This is a genomic window from Segatella copri (genome assembly GCF_019127135.1).
Classification (GTDB): Bacteria; Bacteroidota; Bacteroidia; order Bacteroidales; family Bacteroidaceae; genus Prevotella.
On sequence record NZ_JAHOEA010000018.1, the window covers coordinates 24,928 to 47,950 of the forward strand.

Annotated in this window: 13 protein-coding genes; 6 read left to right on the top strand and 7 right to left on the bottom strand. The window is 46.7% G+C overall.

Going from position 1 to position 23,023, the window contains the following annotated elements; genetic code table 11:
- Positions 1-37: 37 nt before the first annotated feature.
- Together dacB and KSW37_RS06610 are read right to left on the bottom strand one after the other, a co-directional pair.
- On the bottom strand, positions 38-1,318 hold the full coding sequence (gene dacB, locus KSW37_RS06605; RefSeq protein ID WP_217313772.1) for a D-alanyl-D-alanine carboxypeptidase/D-alanyl-D-alanine endopeptidase: 1,281 nt from the start codon (positions 1,316-1,318) through the stop codon (positions 38-40).
- A gap of 30 nt (positions 1,319-1,348) precedes the next feature.
- Positions 1,349-1,753 carry a PH domain-containing protein gene (locus tag KSW37_RS06610; RefSeq protein WP_217313773.1) on the bottom strand — a complete coding sequence of 135 codons (405 nt, stop codon included), beginning with the start codon at positions 1,751-1,753 and terminating at the stop codon, positions 1,349-1,351.
- Between the two features lie 234 nt (positions 1,754-1,987).
- On the opposite strand from KSW37_RS06610, the gene nadB reads away from it, so the two are divergent.
- Entirely contained in the window at positions 1,988-3,577 is a 1,590-nt protein-coding gene (gene nadB / locus KSW37_RS06615; RefSeq protein WP_217313774.1) for an L-aspartate oxidase, read from the top strand.
- A gap of 123 nt (positions 3,578-3,700) precedes the next feature.
- Here the strand turns inward: nadB and sprA are convergent, their stop codons facing one another.
- Both sprA and ruvA read right to left on the bottom strand, forming a co-directional pair.
- Positions 3,701-11,239, bottom strand: coding sequence for a cell surface protein SprA (gene sprA / locus KSW37_RS06620; RefSeq protein WP_217313775.1), 7,539 nt, complete (start codon positions 11,237-11,239; stop codon positions 3,701-3,703).
- 18 nt (positions 11,240-11,257) lie between these two features.
- Positions 11,258-11,872, bottom strand: coding sequence for a Holliday junction branch migration protein RuvA (ruvA, locus tag KSW37_RS06625; protein ID WP_118065823.1), 615 nt, complete (start codon positions 11,870-11,872; stop codon positions 11,258-11,260).
- 741 nt (positions 11,873-12,613) lie between these two features.
- Here ruvA and KSW37_RS06630 point away from each other — a divergent pair.
- The 3 genes from KSW37_RS06630 (at position 12,614) to KSW37_RS06640 (ending at position 14,788) form a co-directional block, all read left to right on the top strand.
- Positions 12,614-13,117: a hypothetical protein gene (locus tag KSW37_RS06630; RefSeq protein WP_147329669.1), complete on the top strand. Its 504-nt coding sequence runs from the start codon at positions 12,614-12,616 to the stop codon at positions 13,115-13,117.
- Positions 13,118-13,119: 2 nt separating this feature from the next.
- Positions 13,120-13,461 carry a HEAT repeat domain-containing protein gene (locus KSW37_RS06635; protein WP_118154813.1) on the top strand — a complete coding sequence of 114 codons (342 nt, stop codon included), beginning with the start codon at positions 13,120-13,122 and terminating at the stop codon, positions 13,459-13,461.
- 427 nt (positions 13,462-13,888) lie between these two features.
- A complete protein-coding gene (locus tag KSW37_RS06640; protein WP_006849374.1) occupies positions 13,889-14,788 on the top strand; it encodes a diaminopimelate dehydrogenase in 900 nt (299 codons plus the stop codon).
- Positions 14,789-14,902: 114 nt separating this feature from the next.
- Here the strand turns inward: KSW37_RS06640 and KSW37_RS06645 are convergent, their stop codons facing one another.
- From KSW37_RS06645 to KSW37_RS06655, 3 genes are all read right to left on the bottom strand, one after another.
- Positions 14,903-16,255 carry an ATP-binding protein gene (locus KSW37_RS06645; protein ID WP_217313776.1) on the bottom strand — a complete coding sequence of 451 codons (1,353 nt, stop codon included), beginning with the start codon at positions 16,253-16,255 and terminating at the stop codon, positions 14,903-14,905.
- A 513-nt stretch (positions 16,256-16,768) separates the two neighbouring features.
- Complete coding sequence (locus KSW37_RS06650; RefSeq protein WP_217313777.1) at positions 16,769-18,052, bottom strand: L-cysteine desulfidase family protein; 1,284 nt, start codon at positions 18,050-18,052, stop codon at positions 16,769-16,771.
- A 125-nt stretch (positions 18,053-18,177) separates the two neighbouring features.
- Positions 18,178-19,584 (bottom strand): aminopeptidase C, encoded by a 1,407-nt coding sequence (locus KSW37_RS06655; RefSeq protein WP_217313778.1) that lies wholly within the window; start codon positions 19,582-19,584, stop codon positions 18,178-18,180.
- A 178-nt stretch (positions 19,585-19,762) separates the two neighbouring features.
- Here KSW37_RS06655 and dxs point away from each other — a divergent pair, with 178 nt between their 5' ends.
- Both dxs and trkA read left to right on the top strand, forming a co-directional pair.
- Complete coding sequence (gene dxs, locus KSW37_RS06660; protein ID WP_217313779.1) at positions 19,763-21,655, top strand: 1-deoxy-D-xylulose-5-phosphate synthase; 1,893 nt, start codon at positions 19,763-19,765, stop codon at positions 21,653-21,655.
- On the top strand, positions 21,652-22,995 hold the full coding sequence (trkA, locus tag KSW37_RS06665; protein ID WP_217313780.1) for a Trk system potassium transporter TrkA: 1,344 nt from the start codon (positions 21,652-21,654) through the stop codon (positions 22,993-22,995). Before dxs ends, trkA begins: the two co-directional genes overlap by 4 nt.
- Positions 22,996-23,023 lie beyond the last annotated feature (28 nt).

Sequence of the window (23,023 nt, forward strand, 5' to 3'; positions counted from 1 at the left end):
AACTACTAACTATCAACTATAAACTATCAACTAACGCTCACGGTTGGCAGAGCAAAGTACATACTTTATCTGCAAAGTGTCTGGCATTATTGCCATGCATGATACCATTGTTGATGATGGCGAAACAGAGCTCATGACCATTGGCTGCAGTACAGTAACCCGCCAATGAGATGATGCCCGTCAGCGTACCCGTCTTCGCTTTCACATTGCCATGCACAAAACTGTTCTTCATACGCTTCTTCAATGTACCATCTACCCCACCGATAGGCAGCGAATGCTTCAGATGGTCCATGATATTACCGTTGAGATAAGCATAACGCAGCAGTTTCACCTCCAGTTCTGCACTGAGATAATTATAGAGTGAAAGTCCCGAGCCGTCAGCCAGTTTATATCTTGCCGGATCGAGTCCTATCTTACGGATAAGCTGTCTTTCCACATTTCTGGCACTCTTGGCACTCGCCCATTTATTGCCCGTAGAAGCTGCAATCTGATAATACATGCTCTCGGCATAGAGATTATCACTCTCCTTCATCATCTTATGCAGAATCTGATCCATCGTATGGAATCGGGTACAGACAGTAAAGGCACTCGCAGGACAGACCTTCTCTGAAGCCCCGAAGCAGGAATATTCGATGCCCTCCTCACGAAGCTTGGCAAGAAATTTATCCATAAAGATGTCCTTGCGCTGGAATACCAGTGGCGAAAGCACCGGATTGTCATCATCCCAGCACCAGCCTTCACCCAACAAATCAGCATCCTTCAAAGAGCGGTCGGCATAGATGCTGCCACGGATGGTATCCACCCCCATTTCCTTCAGACTATTGACAAATGCCGACATATCATCGCTGTTGAAACGGGGATCCATACCGCCTATACAATAGACATTACCCGTCAACACCCCATTCTCAATGGTACCGGTATATTTCAGAGTGGTTTTAAACTGGTAAGAACCGCCCAACTTATCGAGCGCTGTAATGGCAGTCAAGAGTTTCATCGTACTTGCCGGGCGCATCAGCTGTCGTTCATTTCTCTGATAGATACAAGAGTCAGCAGACAGGTCCCAGACCATCAGTCCTACCTGTGATGTTTCGAACATCTTGCTCTCAAGGAGTTTATCAATACCCACCTTCACCGATTCGGGCCAAGGCAATTTCTGCGTCAGCGTATCCGCTGCCAGGGAGTCAACGAGTGCTGAGTCGGAAACATCCTCCTCATCAATCGTTTCTATTCCCTCATCTTCAATCACATTCTGGGCCTGCACCGGTACGGATATCCATACCATCATCAGCCCTAACATCATATATATTATCTTTTTCATCACAATCAGTTCACCTGAACTTAAAAGAAATTATTTATTCTTGATTCTCTCCATAAACGCTTCTTCATTATCCGGCTGAACGGTCACAATATTCTTATGCCCGTATTCGATGACCACACAATGATCCAAACCGAAGAAAGTTTTGACGATGTGTACATCAGTGACATCACAAAGCGGCACATTTCTGTTGGAAGAGAACCTGCCCTCATTGATAATGAGATATTCCATTTCCTCATCCAGGTCTATCGGTTTTACCATCTTGAAGGTATAGGTTGTATTCAGTATGCGCTCTATCATGCCCACGATGATGATAGCCACAAAGATGCCAATGATGGCCAGCTTGACCCAGAAGAAGTAGAGAGCCAGAATTGCGAACACCGCCACACCGATACGTGCCGTCAGCGTAAAGCGCTTATGAAAAGTTCTATCTGTCATAACTTTGATTTATTACCTTATAATAAAGTCGTTTTTGCGACCATTTGATAGTCTAAAAGACTATATAACCTTAAATTTCGCTGCAAAATTACAAAAAATCCCTCTCTTATTACTCATTTTAAAGATTAATTATTACTTTTGCAACGAATTAAGAATTAATTCTGAGAGAATGGGGCTGTTTTATAGATAAAAACACCTGTTCTTAAAATTGAAATTAGATAAGAATAAACTCAAATGGTTTATAAGTATGATTTTCTGATTATCGGCTCAGGAGTTGCCGGTATGAGTTACGCCCTGAAAGTAGCCAGAGCGCATAAAGGTAAAGTGTGCATGATTTGCAAAACCTCTCTCGACGAGGCGAACACGTCATTTGCACAGGGTGGTGTTGCGTCAGTTACCAACTTGGAAGTGGATAACTTCGACAAGCACATTCAAGACACGATGATTGCTGGTGATTACATCAGCGATTATAAAGCAGTGAAGCAGGTTGTCACCATGGCACCGGAGCAGATTCAAGAGCTCGTGCAGTGGGGCGTCAACTTCGATAAGCAGCAGGACGGCAAGTTCGACCTCCACCGTGAGGGCGGTCACAGCGAGTTCCGCATCCTTCATCATGCAGATGATACGGGTGCAGAAATCCAGCGCGGTCTGATGGAGGCTGTGCGCAACTGTCCGGATATCGATATCAAGGAAAATCATTTCGCCGTGGAGATTATCACTCAGCACCACTTGGGTGCCCGTGTTACTCGCCGCACTCCTTATATCAACTGTTATGGTGCATACGTATTGAATCCTGATACCCAGAAGGTGGATACCTATCTGAGCAAAGTAACCGTGATGTGTACCGGCGGATGTGGTGCCGTTTATCAGACTACCACCAACCCTGTCATCGCTACGGGTGATGGCGAGGCGATGGTTTACCGTGCCAAGGGTACCGTGGCCGACATGGAGTTTGTCCAGTTCCACCCAACCGCTCTTTATCATCCGGGCGAGACTCATCCTGCCTTCCTCATCACCGAGGCGATGCGTGGATACGGTGGCATCTTGCGTCTGCCTAACGGCGAAAGTTTCATGGAGAAATATGATAAGCGATTGAGTCTGGCTCCTCGTGACATCGTGGCTCGTGCCATCGATAAGGAGATGAAGATTCACGGATTGGATCATGTCTGTCTCGATGTAACCCATAAGAATCCAGAGGAGACCAAGCGTCACTTCCCTAATATCTACGCCAAGTGTCTGAGCATCGGCATCGACATCACCAAGGAGTATATCCCTGTTCGTCCTGCCGCTCACTATATGTGTGGTGGTATCAAGGTAGATTTGAACGGCTGCTCCAGCATCAATCGTCTCTATGCTCTCGGCGAGTGTTCATGCACCGGTCTGCATGGCGGTAACCGTCTTGCCAGCAACTCGCTCATCGAGGCTGTGGTTTATGCCGAGACTGCTGCCAAGCATAGTATTGAACATGTAGATGAGTACGACTTCAATGAGAAGGTACCAGCATGGAACGATGAAGGTACTTTGACCAATGAAGAGAAGGTGCTGATTACACAGAGCGTGAAAGAGGTTGGCGAATGCATGAGCAACTATGTAGGTATCGTGCGCAGTGACCTCCGTCTAAAGCGAGCATGGGACCGTCTCGACCTTCTCTACGAAGAGACCGAGAATCTCTTCAAGCGTGTAAAGGTAAGCAAGGAACTCTGCGAGCTCCGCAACATGATTAACGTGGGTTATCTCATCACCCGCATGGCGATAGAGCGAAAGGAGAGCCGTGGTCTCCACTATACCATCGACTACCCTGTTCATGCTTACGACAAGAAGTAATCAAGAATTATCAGAATATTAAAAAGCTCGGATGCTTGTGATGCATCCGAGCTTTTTTTATTTTCAAGAATTTGAGAATTAGAGAATTTACTTCCTACCTATTGGTTCTAGTGAATTTTCTTTTTATCTCGTCAGCGAGAACTTGATGCTCAGGCCGAAATCCTGCGTTGTGGTAGGATAACTGCTGCTCGACAGGAGCGGGGTGTTGGTCTGACGGTCATAATAGAAACTCATGGTAAGGAGTTTGCTGAAGGTATAATCGGCAGAGAAACTCAGTTTCAGAGCATTGTTGCCGCTGCTGGCACTGCTTACCATTGAGGCTATATCACGAACGATGGCTGCCTGCTTGCGGAAACTGAAGTCAAGACGAAGATTCAGGTCATGGTTGGTTCCATTCTGAACCGTCTTGGTGCTCGACGCATTCTTGTTGGCTGCATTCTTGTTGCCGCCCTTCGACTTGGAACGGGAGGCTTTGGCGCCCCAGCCGAAAACATCGAAGTTGTTGATGCGGTAACCCATACCTATTACCCAGTCCTTACTCAATGCCTCGTTCAGCTGCACACTCGTCATACTGAGGTTCAATACACGGGTCTGGCGATATTCAGCCTTCACCGTCATATTATTGTTGAATGTGACATCCATACCCAATAATGGCGAGAACGACTCGTTGATACTTACCTGCGAGATATTGAACATGCTGCTTGGCGACGGATTGCCCGTAGTGGCATCACTCACGAATCCGAGACCGTTCATATACTCCTGGAAGGTGCTGTAACTGTTGTAGCTGCCAACCGCAAAGACGCTCTTGTAAGAGTGGTTGATGTTGACACTCTTGAAGTGCTCGTTGAACCAAGGCAGACGTCCCAGTCCACTATAACGGATAGTCCAGTTTGGCAACATCCGGCTCAATGCCGGGAATACCGAGAGCGAATTGCCACCCATCGAGGTATAAGCCTTGAGGAAGGCAGGAATCATGACATCGCTGCTATACTGGTTAACCGGTGTGCGGGAAGCATCAAACTTGCCGCCAGCCAGAGCCGAACCAGACGGATAAACAGTTCCGGCATACTGCGCCTCTACCCTATCTCTGAAACCTGCCAGCGAGTTGACAAACTTCTCGAAGGTCTTGCTGCGATAACCCGAATTGGCATTGCCCATTCCCTCGAAAGCCGAACCCAGCGAGATGGTAGTCATCTGGAAGGCTCCACTCTGGGTGGTTGGCGTTCCTTCATACATATACTGTATGCTCTTCTGCGTGGTCTTGGTACGTGTGGCAGAGAGATCAATCTTGAAATCCTTGACAGGCTCCAGGGTGGCACGCAGCGTAAGATTATCCGTTCTGCTGGTAGTAGCAGGTGTTGCGATACTGTCGTTGCAGAGCAGCCAGTCGTTGTTTCTTGCCTTCTCGATATAATCGTCGCCAACCATACCGAAGGCAAAGTCAAGACCCGGTGCCATCTGTCCCACCTTCTTCTGTCCGAAGGCATCACCCACACTAGGCAAGAAGCCCGGCAGGGTGAGCTGATAGCTGCTGCGATAGTTGATGCTTACGTTGCGCACCATCATTGCCAGGCGACTAGCCAACTGCAATCCCTTATACCATTTCTTATCATCAAGCGGTTCCTTAGCCAGTACGGAGAGTTTCACCTTCATGGCGGTATCTACCTTTGAGATGATTCTGATCTGGTTATTATCCACCTTTTTATATTTAAGCGAGAACACTTTGCCGTCTTCCGTCTTGGCATTCACAATCAGTCGCTTGGTATTCTTGCCGTGGCGTATCTTGAATGTAGTATCAGGCAGGAGGGTGATTTCCCGTTCGAAGGCACGCTTGTTCTTAGGCAGCGCCTTCTTCGGATCAGCCGCCTGTTCCTTTGCTTCCTGCTTCTTTTTCTTTTTTTCCTGCTTCTTGCGCTGCATCTGTGCCCTACTCTGGGTACGGTCAAACTTATCGTTTACCTTCTTCAGGAAAGGCACATGGTTGTAGAGTTTCACCAAGTTAAAGTTACCGTTCAATGTCAGTTCGCGCTGGGTATTGATGGTATTTCCATACGAGTTGCCCTCCTCATCCTCTGTACCGCGCTCCCAAGAATAGTTGGCATTGTAAGAGGCATCGCTGTTCACCCAGTCGAAGACAGGCAGCAGATTGAGAGGCAACCTGTAGGATGCCTGGAAATTCTGACTATAGTCGAGCGGTGCACCCCAGTGGCGGATGCTGGTCCATACGGAGTCCTTCCAGGCATGATACTGGTCGGCATAAAGATCCTTGTTGACCGGTGTATAAGGTTCCTCTATCTGTGCATGGGTAGCACTCTGGAAGTTCATATGCAGGTTCTTGGTCAGATCCCAGTTGATGGAGAACTCACGGTTCCAGAGGAACTGCTCACTGAAGGTGAGCGGCAACTTGGAGTCTACTCCGGCAGCTCCACTCATCAGGGTTTCCATATCGCGCTCCTGCAACTCGTAGTAATCGCGCGTCATCTCGGTATTGAAGGCTATGTTCTGCGGTAGCCAGTTCAGTCCGAAACGTTTCAGAATGTCGAGCCACTTGCTCTTGTTCTTCAGTCCCTTGAATGGTTCCCAAGCCTTATAAACCGGGCTCCACGAATAATCCAAGGCTCCGCGCCAGTTATCCTTTCGCTCATACATCGTCGTTTCACCCGTAGTATACTGATGCTGATGACTGTAGGTGAATGAGAAGTTGGCAGGATCGTATGGCATCGGATGACGCTTGGTAGCGATACCCACCCGGGCATTCGAGATAGAGAAGTTGGTCTGCGTAATCTTGGTGGCAGCGATATTCTCGATAGAATCGCGCTCGTGCTTGGAGCCGGCAGCATCGAGGGCATCCTTCAACTCCATATCGGTATCCAGCGGATTATACTTAGGAGTGGTCTTCTCCTTGGTTACACTATAATATAAAGGTATGCTCACCTTCGCCTTGTCTGGGAAGAACTTACCCATTTCGAGCGATGTGGTCACACTGTAGGTACCATAATTATCGGTGGTGCGACTTGCCACGCCATCTTCCAGACCGCCGAATCCCTCGCTGATGTATCTGCCGGTGGCATTCACGCTACCCAGATCGGAGAGTTGTACGTTCAGGTTGGCATTGGCAGCCCAACCACCCGAATTATTGTGTTCCTTGAGTCGGAGTTCGTTTATCCATACCTCACCGCTCTTGATGTCGGCAGAATTGTTTCTCACACCCAGCATCATGGTCTTCACCTCACCGAGACTCGGATTACCCACGATGGTAATCTTGTTCTGCGGATGTTCTGCATCCATCATGGAATAAGGAGCGAGATAAGAAGCCACACCCTGTGCCTTCGCCTTGTTGCGGTTTTTCTTCAATGCCGTGAAGACACTCAACGGCACATCGAGCATATTCTCCTCAGGCCATACCGCCTTACAGTCGGCAAGCACATAGCGGTTGTAGTTGGAGCGTGGTTCGGTGAGTTTCAGCGGGATTTCATACTCGTAGTAATTGTTCTTGTAATCGCTACCCAGACGGATGAAGACTGAGAGATCACCATCCTGCAGACGGGTGGTATTCTGCTCCAATGCATTGGCATGGGCAAACATCTGAATGCGCTTGTACTGGCGCAGATCAAGGGTAGAATTCTTATAAACCGCCTTCGCCTCACCTGTGCTCATATTCTTGACCACCAGACTCAACGCTTGCTCGTTCGCCTCAACCAACTGAGGCTGACTAGGATCCTGTTCGCGCTTGATACCCGGAGGCAAGACATAGTTGACCGGTGTCTTCTCGCCGTTCTCTTCCAGACTCACGCTGCTTGCGTCGAGGGTTCCGCCACTGGCTGCACTAAGCGGCTGATCATAAGTACGCCACTTGCCCATCACGAGGTCGAAGGTACCGAAACGCAGCACGATAGGTTTCTTGAAACCGGTGAGGAACATACGCATGAAGCGAATGCTGGAGAAATCGTTGATGTTACCCTGACGGCTCTCAAACTCATCGATAGGTATGCGGAACTGATACCAGGTAACGGTAGACTTGGTATTATCACGCCAGGTCTGGCTGTATTCACGCTTATCTACAATATGATTGTTACCCACCACGAGATCTTCCGGACGGATGCTGACACGATACTGGAAGTATTTCTCATATTCGTTGAGGGTATAATCCTGGTTGATATCCTCGACATCCGGCGTTGACTTATAAGAAGTATCATAGCTCTCAGAACGGCTGTCGCTGTCAGGCGAGTTGCCCTGAGGATTGTTGATATATTTATATCGCAGCAAGATAGGAGCGTGCATCTCATCCCAGTCGGAACCGCGGAAATAGTGATAGTCATCACGTGCCGGATCGGCAAAGATGCTGTCGAATACCGCCTGGTTCACCTTGCCCTGAATCTGGTCGAGATAAGCACTCTTGTAGAATTCCTGCTCCTCGGCATCGGTCAGTCCGTTGAAACCCACATCCTGCAAGGCTCTGCTGCCACTGGTAGTAGCAAAGGCATAGGTCACGGTGCTCTGGGTAGGAATCTTACCCCACTGGGTATAGGTGTAGCTCTTGCTGCCATCTACCGGCATACCACTCTCATAGAATTTCTTGCCATCACGCAGGATATCCTCGCTCACCTCGCCCAGATTGATGTAGAAATCGCCACCGTAATCGGCAGCATCAGCCTGCTCACGGGAGTAGATGAACGGATCGAGCATCCAGAACTCGATATATTCGATGTTTGCCTGCTCGAAATCGTTGGTATCCAGCTTACGCATCATTCCGCCCCAGTTGCGCTGTGGATTCTGCAGGGTTCCGTCAGCCTGCAAATCTGTTACATTGAAGTTGTATGGTCCCGGCTCGCTTGGATAGTAAGCCAGATTGAGTATATTCAGGGTATTGGTAGCTCCCTGATAACTGCTCTGGTCGCGCAATGGGAAGAGTTCCTTGGTATAGACCTCGCGGACATAATGGTTACTCAACTGCTTGAGGTCGCCCTTGATATGTCCCGGAGTGAGCGAACTTCCACGGCGGGTGAACAGCGGATCAATGGTATACCAGGCAAGACGCGAACGGTGGAAGCCGCTGCTCAGACCGGTCTTATCGCTGTAATCGTCCTTGAAATTGAGCGAAGGCACACTGGATATGAACCAGGAGGTAGGAGTCATCACATCGATGGTGGTCTTCGTACCCTCGAAATCGTCGATATAAGATGCATTGTCCTGTGTGCCGCCTGCCTCACCGGCAATAAGCTGGGCAAATTCTCCAGTAAAGGATATCTGCGATGGCTGGGTAAGATGCAGGAATGGTATCTTGTCAAGCACATTGGTGAGCCACTGACTCTCCTTGCGCCAGTTGAGATTGATGCCCCAAAGGGTGTTCTTCAGCGGTTCGGAGCCCAAGGATACCTTGGTGGTAAGCGCCTGTTCGGAGAGGTGCTGGATAGTACCGCTCAACTGGAAGTTCTTGGTAAAATCATACTCCCAGTTCAGTCCGAACATCGTTTTTCGGGTTTGTCCGAAATCGGTATTACTCTCCAGAGAAACGTTGACAGCCGTACCGGCATCGATAATGCTCTGGTTCAGGATGGTCACCTCGCCGGCACTGTAATCTACCGAATAGTCGGTGCCCTCTTTCAGGGTGATACCGCCTGCCGTAACTAAGACCGAACCCTGTGGCACATTGTAGGCATCGAGCGAGATGACATTGGCTGCAGAGCCCTTGAACTGTCCCACAATCTGATACTTGTTCTTCTCGGCTATCTGCTTGGCTACGGTCTTCGTACTGTCATAGAGTTCGGTAAAGGCATACTTTTCTGCCTTGTCGGCAGCCACGCCCCGCTTGACCAGATAATCACGCATATAACTGCCGAAAGGCTCTACCTTCGGAATGAACACGCGTCCGTTAGAGATGGTATAGCCTTCTACATAATCGAAATATCCATTGCTGTGTGCCTTGTTGTTGTTATCCAGACGGTCGGCGCCCAGCACACGGATGATTGGCTGCTCCTTCACCTGCTGCTCAGGGATATAACTGAGATATACGCCGGTGGTATCGCTCTGGTATTTTACATCCAGGCGGAACTTCTCCTTCTCTACGGTAGAAGCCAGATAATAAACGTTCTTCATCATTAGCCCCCAGTTGCCCTGTCGCGGATTGTTACTGGTATTCTTGAGCGATTTCACGAAGAGTGCCTGCTTGGTATCGCTGAGATCGGATGCAAACTCGCCCACCTGATAGGTTACGCCTCCCGATGTATACTCATAGGCTACAGCAAGCACTTGGTCGGTCTGCAGACTGGTTTTCAATGAGATATAACCCAATGCAGTATTTACCGTATACTCTGAAGAATTGAGCAGACGGGCACTCTCCAGCTTCTCATAATCGGCTCCGCCAACCAGTCCGCCTCCATCGAGAGTGGTTGCAGCCTGGTCGATGTCACGGGCAGCAGCATATTGGCTGTTCATCGCAGCATACTCAGTATTCGCCTGGTTAGAAGGCACCTGTCCGCTCGCTGCCCACATCGGGTTGCTCAGTTTCTGGTTCTCGCCCAGGTCGGTCAGGGCTACGATGTTTCGGGTATTGGTGGTATTGCCGGTTTTGTTGGTAACCCACACCTCCACACGGTTAATGGTGATGCCCGTGGTGAGATTAGGAAGTTTCTGCATCCAGGCATCATAATGGTTTCTGAAATACTGGGAGAGGAAGAAGTGGCGGTTCTCCTCATAATCGGCTACATTCAACTCAAAAGGAGTGAGCTGTACACCGCCCCTGGTAGATACGCTCTTCGATGAGCTCTTCTTCTGCGAAGCTACCATCTGCAGCTTGAGCTTGCCAAACTGCATATCGGTTCTAACACCAAACAGACTGCTGGCGCCTTTGATGAGCGAAGAGTTGGAAGGGAAGGAGACATTGCCCGCCTCAACGAGTTTGATGATTTCATCTTCCTTGCCGTCGTACTTCAGTTTCATGTTCTGTGCATCGAAATCGAAGGTGGCATCGGTGTTGTAATTCAGGTTCATGTTCACCTTATCGCCCACCTTTCCGTTGACGTTGAGGTTGATTTTCTCATCAAAATCCATCATCGTCGTCTTTCGGTTGCGGATAGGCAACGAAGGATTGTCGATGTTTTTCTTGTTGATACCGAACTTGAGTTCGGCAGAACCCTGTGTCTTCACTCTGATGCCACCAGGACCGAAGATTTTCTCGGCAGGTCCCAAGTCGAAGTGCATATCCGAGAAATCGAACTTCTCCTTGCCTTTTGCCTGGAAGATTTCATCGTTCTGCTTGCGGAAGTAGCTGTTGCGCTGCTGCTGTTCGGTCCATGCAAGATACTCTTTCGGAGTGAGCATGATAGGAGCCGAAAGCCAGGTTGAGCCCATGCGGTTGCCGATGATATAGCGGTCGATGGTATCGTTGTAGACTACCTGATATTGCAGATTATCAGGACGTTTCAGGTCGAGCGGACTCTGATAGAGGTCGCTCAGGGAGTAAGGTTGGGTGCGCTGAATCTGCCAGCGGGTATGCAGCAGCGAATCGGGAATGGTATCTTCATCGAGCTGCACGGGCTGGGCTGTGCTGGTATGGGTTTTCTTTTTATCGTCCTGAAGTTGAGGCAAAGCTATCGCATAGCCGAAGGTTGCCACCATCAGCCAAGCCAATAGAAAAGATATGAATCTTTGCTTCTGTTTCATCGATAAAAAACTCCTAACTTATTTGATTTGCTTCAATGCCAGTTTCACAACCTGTTCTACCGGGAGATCAGGCTGTGCCTTGAGGATATCTACTACTACCTTGGCAGATGGTGCCGGCGAGAAGCCGAGCATGGTGAGGGCGCTTACCGCCTCATCCTTTACGTCATTGTTTACCATCACCACATTGCCTCCGCTGGCTGGCAGTTCGTCAGCAATGCCGAGGCTCACGATTTTATCTTTCAGGTCGATGATGATTCGCTGTGCTGTCTTCAGTCCGATACCCTTCACGGTTTTCAGCACCTTGTCGTTACCAGTAGAGATGATTTCGCAGAGTTCGCGTGGCGAGAGTGAAGAGAGAATCATGCGGGCTGTATTTCCGCCTACTCCTGAAACGGTAATGAGGAGGCGGTAGAGTTCACGTTCCTGTTTGGTAGCAAAGCCGAAAAGGGTGAAAGAGTCATCTCTTCCACCAGCCACCAGCACTTCGTGAACATAGAGTTTCACTTCCTGTTTGCCCTGAATGGCAGTATATGTATTGAGCGATATATTGAGTCCGTAGCCCACCCCCGCAGTCTCAACAATAGCCAGCGCAGGTGTCAGCTCTGTCAGATCGCCATGAATATATTCTATCATTTTCTTTTTCTCCTAATTAAATTAATATATTAATAACGTGCGAAGGGCAGGATTATTGTAACAGACTTCCAGAAATTACGTCCCGACATAGTGCAAAGCGCATCGGGAGGTATTGGAAAGAGGATGAATGATGTTTCGCAACAAAATAGCGAAACTGTAAGGTTCTTGCTACGAATACTTTACAAATCTCTGCTTATTCATATCTAAAAAACTATGATTTTACTACTTTAATAAAAAGTGAAGAATTCACTGTTCACTGTAACTCTAACATCGATAAAAAGCTCGCAAATTCAAGTCTGCGATTTTTTTCTTTTAAAAAGTTTGTCGATTACAAAAAAAAATCCTTATATTTGCAGCCAAATTACAATTTAACTTCTAATATTAAAGCGTGTGATGTGGGGCACATATAAAAGATTTTTTTTTTAAGGAGCTCAAACTTCATTATGGATACGTCATTAAAAAATTTAAATATGAAAATAAATAGCATAATATTGGGAGCATACTATAGCTGCCAGGCAAATAATTATGCAGATATGAAAGTCTGCATAAACACCTATTTCGTGAATACGAACAGAAATATTTCATTAAAATAAAAAAATACTCGATATGTATAACAAAATTATCTTCATTATGATGTTATTACTTATGATTTCGTGCAATTCGAAGCAGAAACGAAATCATAAAAACTCAATAGAGATTAAAGAACAATTAGGACAATCGTCTTATCCTTTTATAAAAAGTATGGAGTATCATGCCTATATACAAGATAATGAGGCTATCCCTGTTATAGATATCCAAATCACTGAAAAAGGAAACTTCTCTATCTTTGTAAAATACCAAACTAATAAAAAATATTCGAAACTTAGTTATAAAGAGACTTTGGATTTTTTGTCCACCGTCATAGAAAAACAAAATAAAGAAAATATTCCCCTCTCTAGGCTTCAACAAATATTTATAAGAACAGAAATGTGGAATGAAAATTCCATCTATACTTCTATGGAGGAATACAGGAACATAAACATTCCACACGGCGAATATTTTAACAAAAAAGCGAAGGAAAGCCGTATAGTTTCAGACATCACAAAAATACTATCCAGATATAACTTAAAGATTGGAAGTCTCTCATACGAAGGTCTGCTACCGCTAGACGGAAAAGTCATTAAAGAAATAAATAAAAATATAGAATTAAATACGTCAGAAGCTTACCTTACAGGGAATTTAGTTTTAGATATTGCAAACCAATAGTTATGAAAATCAAGAATTTAGAAGAAGCATTAATCTGTTTTAAAGAAAATGCAATCATTCATGGGGAATGTACGCAAAATGGTGACAACAAACGTGGTAACAAAAGCCACAAAAATATAATAAATGCCATCAAGTACATTTCTGCAGAACATAAATATGAGATTTTAGAACCTCTTTTGGAAGATAACAATCTTTCTGTAAGAATATGGGCAGCTTATGCACTATTGCACGTTAATACTCCAAAAGCAGTAAAAGCATTGAAAGAAATTGTTAAGAATGACAGTGGAATTATGGGGTTCAATGCAGAAATGACATTAGATGAATTCAAGAAAGGCAACATTTAACCTGCATATTTCATTCTCACCTAATTATACAAGTGCAAAGATTTGCCAGAAATTACATCCCGACGTAGCATGTAATACGTCCCGACGCAGAGCCAGAGACGTCGGGACGCAGCAAAAGCTACGTCCCGACGTAATTCAAAGCACATCTGGAGGAATCGGAAAGAGGATGTATGATGTTTCGCAACAAAATAACGAAACTGTAAGGCTCTTGCAGCAGATTCCTTACAAATCTCCGCTTATTCATACCTAAAAACTATGATTTTACTACTTTTTGCAACTTTTATGAGTTAAAATTCTATTAAAACGTCACGTATTTCAAGAAAAAGCTATACTTTTGCAACCGGAAATAGAATGAAAAGCGGAAAACATATCCGTTGGATGACTAAACCGCAAGAAATAAAAACAACAAAATAAAAGAAATAAGACAATGAAGAAATTTAGAGCAGCCGTAGTAGGATACGGCAACATCGGTAAGTTTACTGTTGAGGCACTCGAAGCAGCTCCTGACTTTGAGATTGCAGGTATTGTACGTCGTCAGGGTGCCAAGGACAAACCAGCTGAGTTGGCAAACTATGAAGTAGTAGACGACATCACCAAGTTGAAGGATGTAGATGTTGCTATCCTCGCAACCCCTACCCGCTCTTGCCCTGAGTATGCAGAGAAGATCGTTGCCCTCGGTATCAACACCGTAGACAGCTTCGATATCCACACCAGCATCCTCGACTACCGTACCAAGCAGATGGAAAACTGCAAGAAGGCTGGCAAGGTAAGCGTTATCTCTGCAGGTTGGGACCCAGGTTCTGATTCTATCGTACGTGTTCTGATGGAGAGCCTTGCTCCTAAAGGCTTGACATATACCAACTTCGGTCCTGGTATGAGTATGGGTCACTCAGTTTGTGTTCGTGGCAAGAAGGGCGTAAAGGAAGCGCTCTCTGTAACCATCCCATTGGGTGAGGGTATCCACCGCCGTATGGTATACGTAGAGTTGGAAGAAGGTGCCAAGCTTGAGGATGTAACAGCCGAAATCAAGGCCGATCCATACTTCGCTCATGATGAGACCCACGTATTCGCCGTAGCATCAGTAGATGATGTAAAGGATATGGGTCATGGTGTGAACCTCGTTCGCAAGGGTGTATCAGGCAAGACTCAGAACCAGCGTTTCGAGTTCAATATGAGCATCAACAACCCAGCCCTCACCGCTCAGGTATTGGTTAACGTGGCTCGTGCTTCATTCCGTCTGCAGCCAGGTTGCTACACCATGCCAGAGATTCCTGTTATCGATATGTTGCCAGGAACCCGTGAGGAAATCGTTGCAACACTCGTATAATTGGGAGTGAAGAAAGAAGAGTGAAGAGTGAAGAATTCACTTGCATCACAATAATAAAACGGCTCGCAAGAAGTTTCGATTTCTTGCGAGCCGTTTCCATTCAACTAAAACCACTTATAATAACCCTGTCATATACAATGGCAAATAAGTAATTCCCTCCTCTACTTTCAAATCAGCAGTATGCAAAACATACGGTTCTGCCAGATAGCTACCATATTTAGCGATGCACTTTTTGAGAGAAGTGAGCGTGTATCTGTTAGTTGACTTCACTTCTATCGGTGAAATATTATGCTTTGACGTTATTGTATCTTTGGCTATCAGGAAATCCAGTTCCATCCTTTCCCGGGCATCATCCTTACTATATTTAGAAAAGAAATACAGCTTATGTCCTGCCGAACGTAACATCTGAGCAACAATATTCTCAACTATCATTCCACCATTAAACTCCAGCTTATCTATCAGAAGCTTGTTATATAAGTTTTCCGATACTATCGTATTTTCATTGAAAGCATGACTGATGAGCAACCCCGTATCAGCCATATAGCATTTCAATGTCGTATCATCGGTATTCATGCCAAGACCGATGCTTGGCTCTGTCGTATTATAGGCCATATTGACTATCATTGCATCTGACAGCCAAAAGAATGCCGTTTCATAATCTCGCATTCTCGCCCCTTCGGTGAGTGCCTTCAACATAAATTTCTTCTCATGTTTTTGAAGCTGAGAAGGAATAGTATCAAAAATCTGAGTAACTTTAAATACATAAGTTGACGCATACTTCTGGATATCATTACGATATAAAGTAAGAATTTGGCGTTTCACACGATCCACCTTATTGAAATCTCTGGTTTCTACAAATTTAGCTACAGCCTGCGGCATTCCTCCAACAATGAGATACTGTCTGAAATAGTCCATTGCCATGCGATGCATCATTTGTCCCATCTCATGCCTTTTCTGAAAGTTCATTCGTATAAGCGGCATCAGGGTTTCATTGTTCAGTGCCCACAAGAATTCCTCGAAATCCATAGGATACATCAATATTTCTTCCTCCTCAGAAGGAATCATGATATTCTCTACGTTTTTTTTGATAGAAACAAGCGAACCAGTCTCGATATAATCGTAACGACCATCTTCAACCAGATACTTGATAGCTGTACGAGCCCGGGGATACAATTGCACCTCATCAAAGATTATAACTGATTTTCTTGGATATAGAGGTGTATTGGTGAAACTGCTTAAATACATAAAGAATGTATCCAAGTCATCCAGATAGGTTTCGAACAAGGATTTTATGTTCTTTCCTATCTTATTGAAATCAAGTAAAATATAACTCTTGTATTCTTTTTGAGCGAATTCCTTTACGATATAGCTCTTTCCTACACGACGGGCACCATTGATGAGAACAGCACTTTCTCCGTTCTGTTCTTCTTTCCATTTCTTTAGCTGCTCATATACTTTTCTTCTCATAATTTACACCTATCCTAGATTAATTTTATCGGAAAAATACACCTATCCGCGATTAACATTTCTCAGTTTTTACACCTATCCGCGATTATCAGATAATACAAGTACACACCTATCCGCGATTATCAGATGATGCAAATATACACATATCCGCGATTATCTCCAAGAAAAAGCCATTTTTTTAATATCTTTTAATTTTAGGAATAAGATGATAACGATACGCAAGATACATAATATTGGTATAGTATAAACATCATGCTTTAAGTCCATTGTAGCTTTGTTTTATAATCCATTGCAAGCATGTGAATTAGCTACAGAAGCCGTATCTATCGGCATGAAGAAGTAGATCTATTTAATAGTCGGCAGCCGCCAGCAAGGTTGCTGGCATATGGCAGCGACATTGTCGGCATATGGCAGCAAGGTTGCCGGCAGCTGCCGGCAACCATACGAAACTATATTTAAAAGGTAAATAATACAGGTTTCTAAGACTATTTAAATAACTTATCAAAAGCTATATTATTTATGCGTCATGATATCAAGCACCATATCATCGGTAGCTCTCATCGCATCGGCACCGATGCTCGTGAGGTTGTGGATGCACTTATCCACATCATCATCTACGATACCCTCGGCAGAGGTGACACACTTGCCTTCCATAGAAAGAAGGGCGGAAAGAAGAGCGGTGCTGACACCTGATGAAATCTTCAGGGCACAACTTGGTTTCGCTCCGTCACAAATCATACCGGTGAGATTGGCTATCATATTCTTGACAGAATTGCAGATGCGGTTATAATCGCCACCCATCAGATAGGTAATGCCGCAACTGCTGCCCGTACTGGCTACCACACAACCGCAAAGAGCTGAAAGCTTGCCTAAACTCTGCTTGATATAGATGGCAGTCAGATGACTGAGCATCAGGGCACGGATCATTTCCTCCTCGGTATTCTCGTTCTCCAGCGCATAAACCACCACAGGATTCGTTGCACAGATGCCCTGGTTGCCGCTGCCGCTGTTGCTCATCACCGGAATCATGGCACCACCCATACGGGCATCACAGGCTGAAGCGGTGCGGGAGATGATATGCGAGAAAATATTATCGCCGAAGATACCATGACTCAACGGACGGTCCATCGTCTTGCCCAAACAGTGGCCATAGTTGCCTTTGATACTCAACTCGGCAGCCTTCATATTATAGTCCCTGGTCTTGAGAATGAAAGAAATCTCATCGAGCGGAGCTGTTGTTGCAAACTCGTAAACCATCGGGAAATTGAGCTGGATGTCGTCATCAGCCTCATCACCCACAGTACCGCCACGCTTATCGAGCACTACCTCACCATTACGCTCAACATACACAAAATGGGTATGAGAACCGGAGATAATTGCCGTAGCCTGGTCTTCACCGGCATGACAGATGATTTCGATATAGAGTTTATCCACATCACCCTGCTTCAGTTTGATGTTGATATCCGCATCCTTGATATATTGTTTGCCCTGCTCCAGACTGTCGGGAGTGAGGTCTTTCAACACTTCCAGCTGATATTCAGGCTTTCCGATGAGCGCACCCAGCGATACGGCGATAGGCAAACCAATCATACCCGTGCCAGGAATGCCGACACCCATCGCATTCTTGAGCATATTAGGACTCAGAAGAACTTCAATACGTTCAGGGCGCTTGCCCAATGTTGTAGCAGCCTTGGCTGTACATAGTGCCACAGCCATCGGTTCGGTACAGCCGATGGCAGGAACCACCTCTTTATTAACGAGCGCAATGATGCGCTCACGCTTACTTTTCTCTAACATAATCTATATAGCTTTTATATAAATAACGTTCTTACCATTATTTCGGGTACAAAAATACAAAAAATAAACCGTATTCTTCTCTTTTCTCGAGAAAAATACGGTTTAAATCTATATTTCTTGATGAATTAGTCTTCCAACTGGAACAGAGGATCATCTGGAGTCAGCATGGTAGGCTTCTGGTCGAATTCCTTCAAGAGCTGCTCAGAAGCATACTTCTTGTCAACCACCAGGCGGAACATGTACTCGTTGAACCAATCGTTGGTCATGATGAAGCAACCGGCAAAACCATTGTCAGCACCCCAACTGTTCTCCACCTTCCACTTTACAGGCTTGCCATTGGCATCGAGATCTACAGCTGTCAGCGTCATGGCATGAGTAGAACCGCTATCAAAAGTAGCGATGCGGTCAGCCTTGTTCATTGGGAATGAGGTATTGAAGAGGCCGGCGTAATCGAAGTTGTCGAGTGCCAGATAGCCGCGCTTTCTATCAAGCTGCTTGCCAACATCATAACTTGAATACATCTTATGACCATCCTTTAGAGAGGCGATGGCGAGCTGGGCAATCTCCTCCATAGGCAGGTTCAGATACTTCCAGTTATGACCATCATAAGTATGGCGGTCGTATTCTACCTCGTATGTCTTGTGGTAAGGACGGCGTGGATCGTTCATCACCATCAGGAAGGTACCGTTCAGATCCTTGCCTACGGTTTCCTCATAGAAACTCTTAGGAGTATACTTTTTAGCCTCGCCAACCTGCTTGCCATCCTTATCGCGGAAAGCATAGGTAAATTCCTTTACCGGTTCACCGAGAGTAAGACTCAGCATGTGATAAACCTGACCGAGCATCTCGTTCTTGCGAGCCTGGATAGCTGCAGATTTCTTGCCCTGAGCCACCATCTTGCGGAGTTCCAGACCATACTCGCGGAGCTTGCTGCTTACGAGACGGCTCATCTTGGAAGTATTGTTGCTTGAGAAGGTCTCAGGCTGGGCACTCATTGGTACGAGACCATACTTGCTTGCCAAATCGGCAACACCACAGAAAGTACCGCCATCATTGAGCGGATTCTTGAAGAAGAATTGCACCTGAGGATCCTCGATACTCTTCTTGCCGAGGTCGATAACCCCCTGGAGCATCAGGTTAGCCTTCTCCAGCTGGTCATAGAAGAAGAGATAATCCTGAGAATACTCCACCACTCTGCCCTGCTTGTCGTTGACAGCAAAGTTGGAACGGAGCACGTTGAAACCGCTGAACATCCAGCAACGGCCCGAACTCTTCTGGTTGTGAATGCTCTGCGAAGGAGTCTCGATGCTGAAATGAGTATCAACCGGGGCCTCGTTGGCATGATTCTTCACAAGGTCATCAATGCTGTTGTTGGCAATCGCATTGAAGAGTGCCTTGTTGGCTACACCTGACTGCTGGCTTTTCTCCATCTGCTGGAGAGCAGACTGACTGATGCCGCCACCCTTGGTCTGCGCCATCAGAGACATGGAAGCCATCAGCATGGCTCCCAAAAGTAATACATTTTTTCTCATCACGATAAAGGTATTTATTTGCTTATTTTTATATAACTAATTCCGAATTTCATTCCTTTTTCAGAAATTTCCTTTGCAAAAATACAAAGAATAATCGGAAAAAGCGAAAATATTGCCTCAAAAGTGCTTTATATAGGAAAAAAGCATTATCTTTGCACAAGATTTTCACGAAGAAAACATGGACAAGAACAAGTTTAGTCTATTAAATAGTATAAAATACCCGGAAGATTTGAGACGGCTGAGCATTGACCAGCTGCCACAAGTCTGCAAAGAGTTAAGAGAAGACATCATCGACGAGGTTGCCGTCAACCCCGGTCATTTTGCCTCCTCTCTTGGCGTGGTGGAAATAACCGTAGCCCTACATTATATCTACAACACCCCATACGACCGTATTGTATGGGATGTGGGACACCAGGCCTACGGACATAAGATATTAACAGGACGCCGCGACAACTTCTGTACCAACCGCAAGTTGCACGGCATCCGTCCATTCCCTACACCTTTAGAAAGCGAATATGATACCTTCGCCTGCGGACATGCGAGCAATTCCATCTCCGCAGCACTCGGTATGGCCGTTGCCGCACGCGAAAACGGAGAAACCAACAGGCACGTAGTGGCCGTCATTGGCGATGGAGCCATGAGCGGCGGACTGGCTTTCGAGGGACTGAACAACGTATCAAGTACACCTAACGACATGCTCATCATCCTGAACGACAACGATATGAGCATCGACCGGGCTGTGGGCGGTATGGAGAAATATCTCCTGAACCTCGATACCAACGAGACCTACAACCGCCTCCGCTTCAAGGCTTCACAGTGGCTGCACTCCAAAGGTTATCTCAACGAAGACCGCAAGAAGGGCATCCTGCGCCTGAACAATGCACTGAAGTCGGCACTGAGTCATCAGCAGAACATCTTCGAGGGTATGAATATCCGCTACTTCGGACCTTTCGACGGTCATGACGTGAAGGAAGTGGCGAGAGTGCTCAAACAGCTTAAGAACATGAAGGGGCCTAAGCTGCTGCATCTGCATACCACCAAGGGAAAGGGTTACGAACCAGCCGAGAAGTGTGCCACCATCTGGCACGCACCAGGAAAATTCGATCCGGAAACGGGTGAGAGACTCATTGCCGATACCAGCAACCAGCCTCCTAAATATCAGGATGTTTTCGGTGAGACGCTACTTGAACTGGCTCAGAAAAATCCGAAGATTGTAGGTGTGACACCAGCCATGCCTACAGGATGCTCCATGAACATCATGATGAAGGCGATGCCAAACCGTACCTTCGATGTAGGTATTGCCGAGGGGCATGCCGTCACCTTCTCAGGAGGTATGGCGAAAGACGGACTCATCCCATTCTGCAATATCTACAGTTCGTTTGCACAGCGTGCCTACGATAACATCATCCACGACATGGCACTGCTCAACCTGCCGGTTATCATGTGTCTGGACCGTGCCGGACTGGTAGGCGAAGACGGACCAACCCATCATGGTGCCTTCGATATGGCGGCTCTCCGTCCGATTCCGCATCTCACCATCGCATCTCCGATGAACGAGCATGAGTTGCGCAACCTGATGTATTCAGCCCAGTTGCCAGGTCATGGCAGCTATGTAATCCGTTATCCGAGAGGCAAGGGTGTGCTCGTAGACTGGCGCAACCCAATGGAGGAAATCAAGACCGGTACCGGCAGAAAGCTGAAAGACGGAACCGATGTGGCTGTTCTCACCATCGGTCCTATCGGAAACGATGCCGCTCAGGCTATCGCTGAGGTTGAAGCCGAAACCGGAATGAGCATCGCCCACTACGATATGCGATTCCTCAAGCCACTCGATGAAAACATTCTGAAAGAGGTGGGCGAAAAGTTCAGCCGCATCATCACCATCGAAGACGGCGTTCGTATGGGCGGTATGGGCTCAGCCGTACTGGAATGGATGAACGACCATGACTATCAGCCAAAGATGACCCGAATGGGATTGCCAGATGAGTTTGTGGAACACGGAACCGTGGCACAGCTCAGGGAAATCGTGCATCTCGATAAAGAATCAATCAAAGAAGCAATTAAGAAATGAAAATAATCATAGCTGGCGCACATGCCATAGGTACTCACCTGGCGAGACTCCTGTCACGCAGCAATGAAGAGATTACGCTCATCGATGAAAGCGAAGAGCGCCTGGCCAGCATTGGCTCCGACTGCGACCTGCTCACCATGCTGGGCAAGCCTACCAGTCTTCACATCTTACGCGATGCAGGGGTTGCAGATGCCGACCTCTTCATCGCCGTTACTCCGGTAGAAAGTACCAACATCACAGCTAGCATCCTTGCCAAGAACCTGGGTGCCAAAAGAACGGTGGCCCGTGTGGATAACCCGGAGTATATGGATCCGCAGGCTCAGGAATTCTTCAAAGGATTAGGTATCAACAAACTGATTTATCCGGAGATGCTCGCAGCCGTAGATATCAATAACGGATTGAAAATGAGTTGGGTACGTCAGCGTTGGGATGTGCACGACGGCGCACTCGTCATGCTCGGCATCAAACTGCGCGAAGGATGCGAGATACTGAACGAACCGCTCAAGAACATCAGCGGTCCTAACGACCCTTATCACGTGGTAGCCATCAAGCGAGGCAGTGATACCATCATCCCTGGCGGTAACGACGAGCTGAAACTCTACGACCTCGCCTACTTCATGACCACCCGCAACTATATCCCATATATCCGCAAGATTGTGGGTAAGGAGCACTATGTGGATGTGAAGAACGTGATGATTATGGGTGGCGGACGCACAGCCGTAAGAGCCGTGAAGAAGATGCCGGAATATATGGAATGCAAGATTATCGAGATGAGCGAGGAGCGCTGCGAATATCTCAACGATATTCTCGATGAGAACAAGACGCTCATCATTCATGGAGACGGACGCGACATTCCGCTGCTCGTAGAAGAAGGTATCCGCAGCACGCAAGCCTTCGTGGCACTGACCGGTAACGCCGAAACCAATATTCTGGCCTGTCTTACCGCCAAGAGAATGGGTGTGCGCAAGACGGTGGCTGCCGTAGAAAACGTAGACTACGTGAGCATGGCAGAGAGTCTGGATATCGGTACCATCATCAACAAGAAGATGATTGCCGCCAGCTACATCTACCAGATGATGCTCGATGCCGACGTGATGAATGTGAGATTCCTGATGAGCGCCAACGCCGATGTGGCAGAGTTTATAGCCAAAGAAGGTTCGAAGGTAACCCAGAAACCGGTGAAGGAACTCGGCATGCCTATCGGTGTAACCATCGGTGGACTGGTTCGCGGTGAAGAAGGAATGCTCGTTTCGGGTAATACCCAGATAGAACCGGGCGACTCGGTGATGGTTTTCTGCCACAACATCAACATGAAGAAAATTGAGAAATACTTCATCTAAGCATGAAGGAGATAGAGACATACTTCAT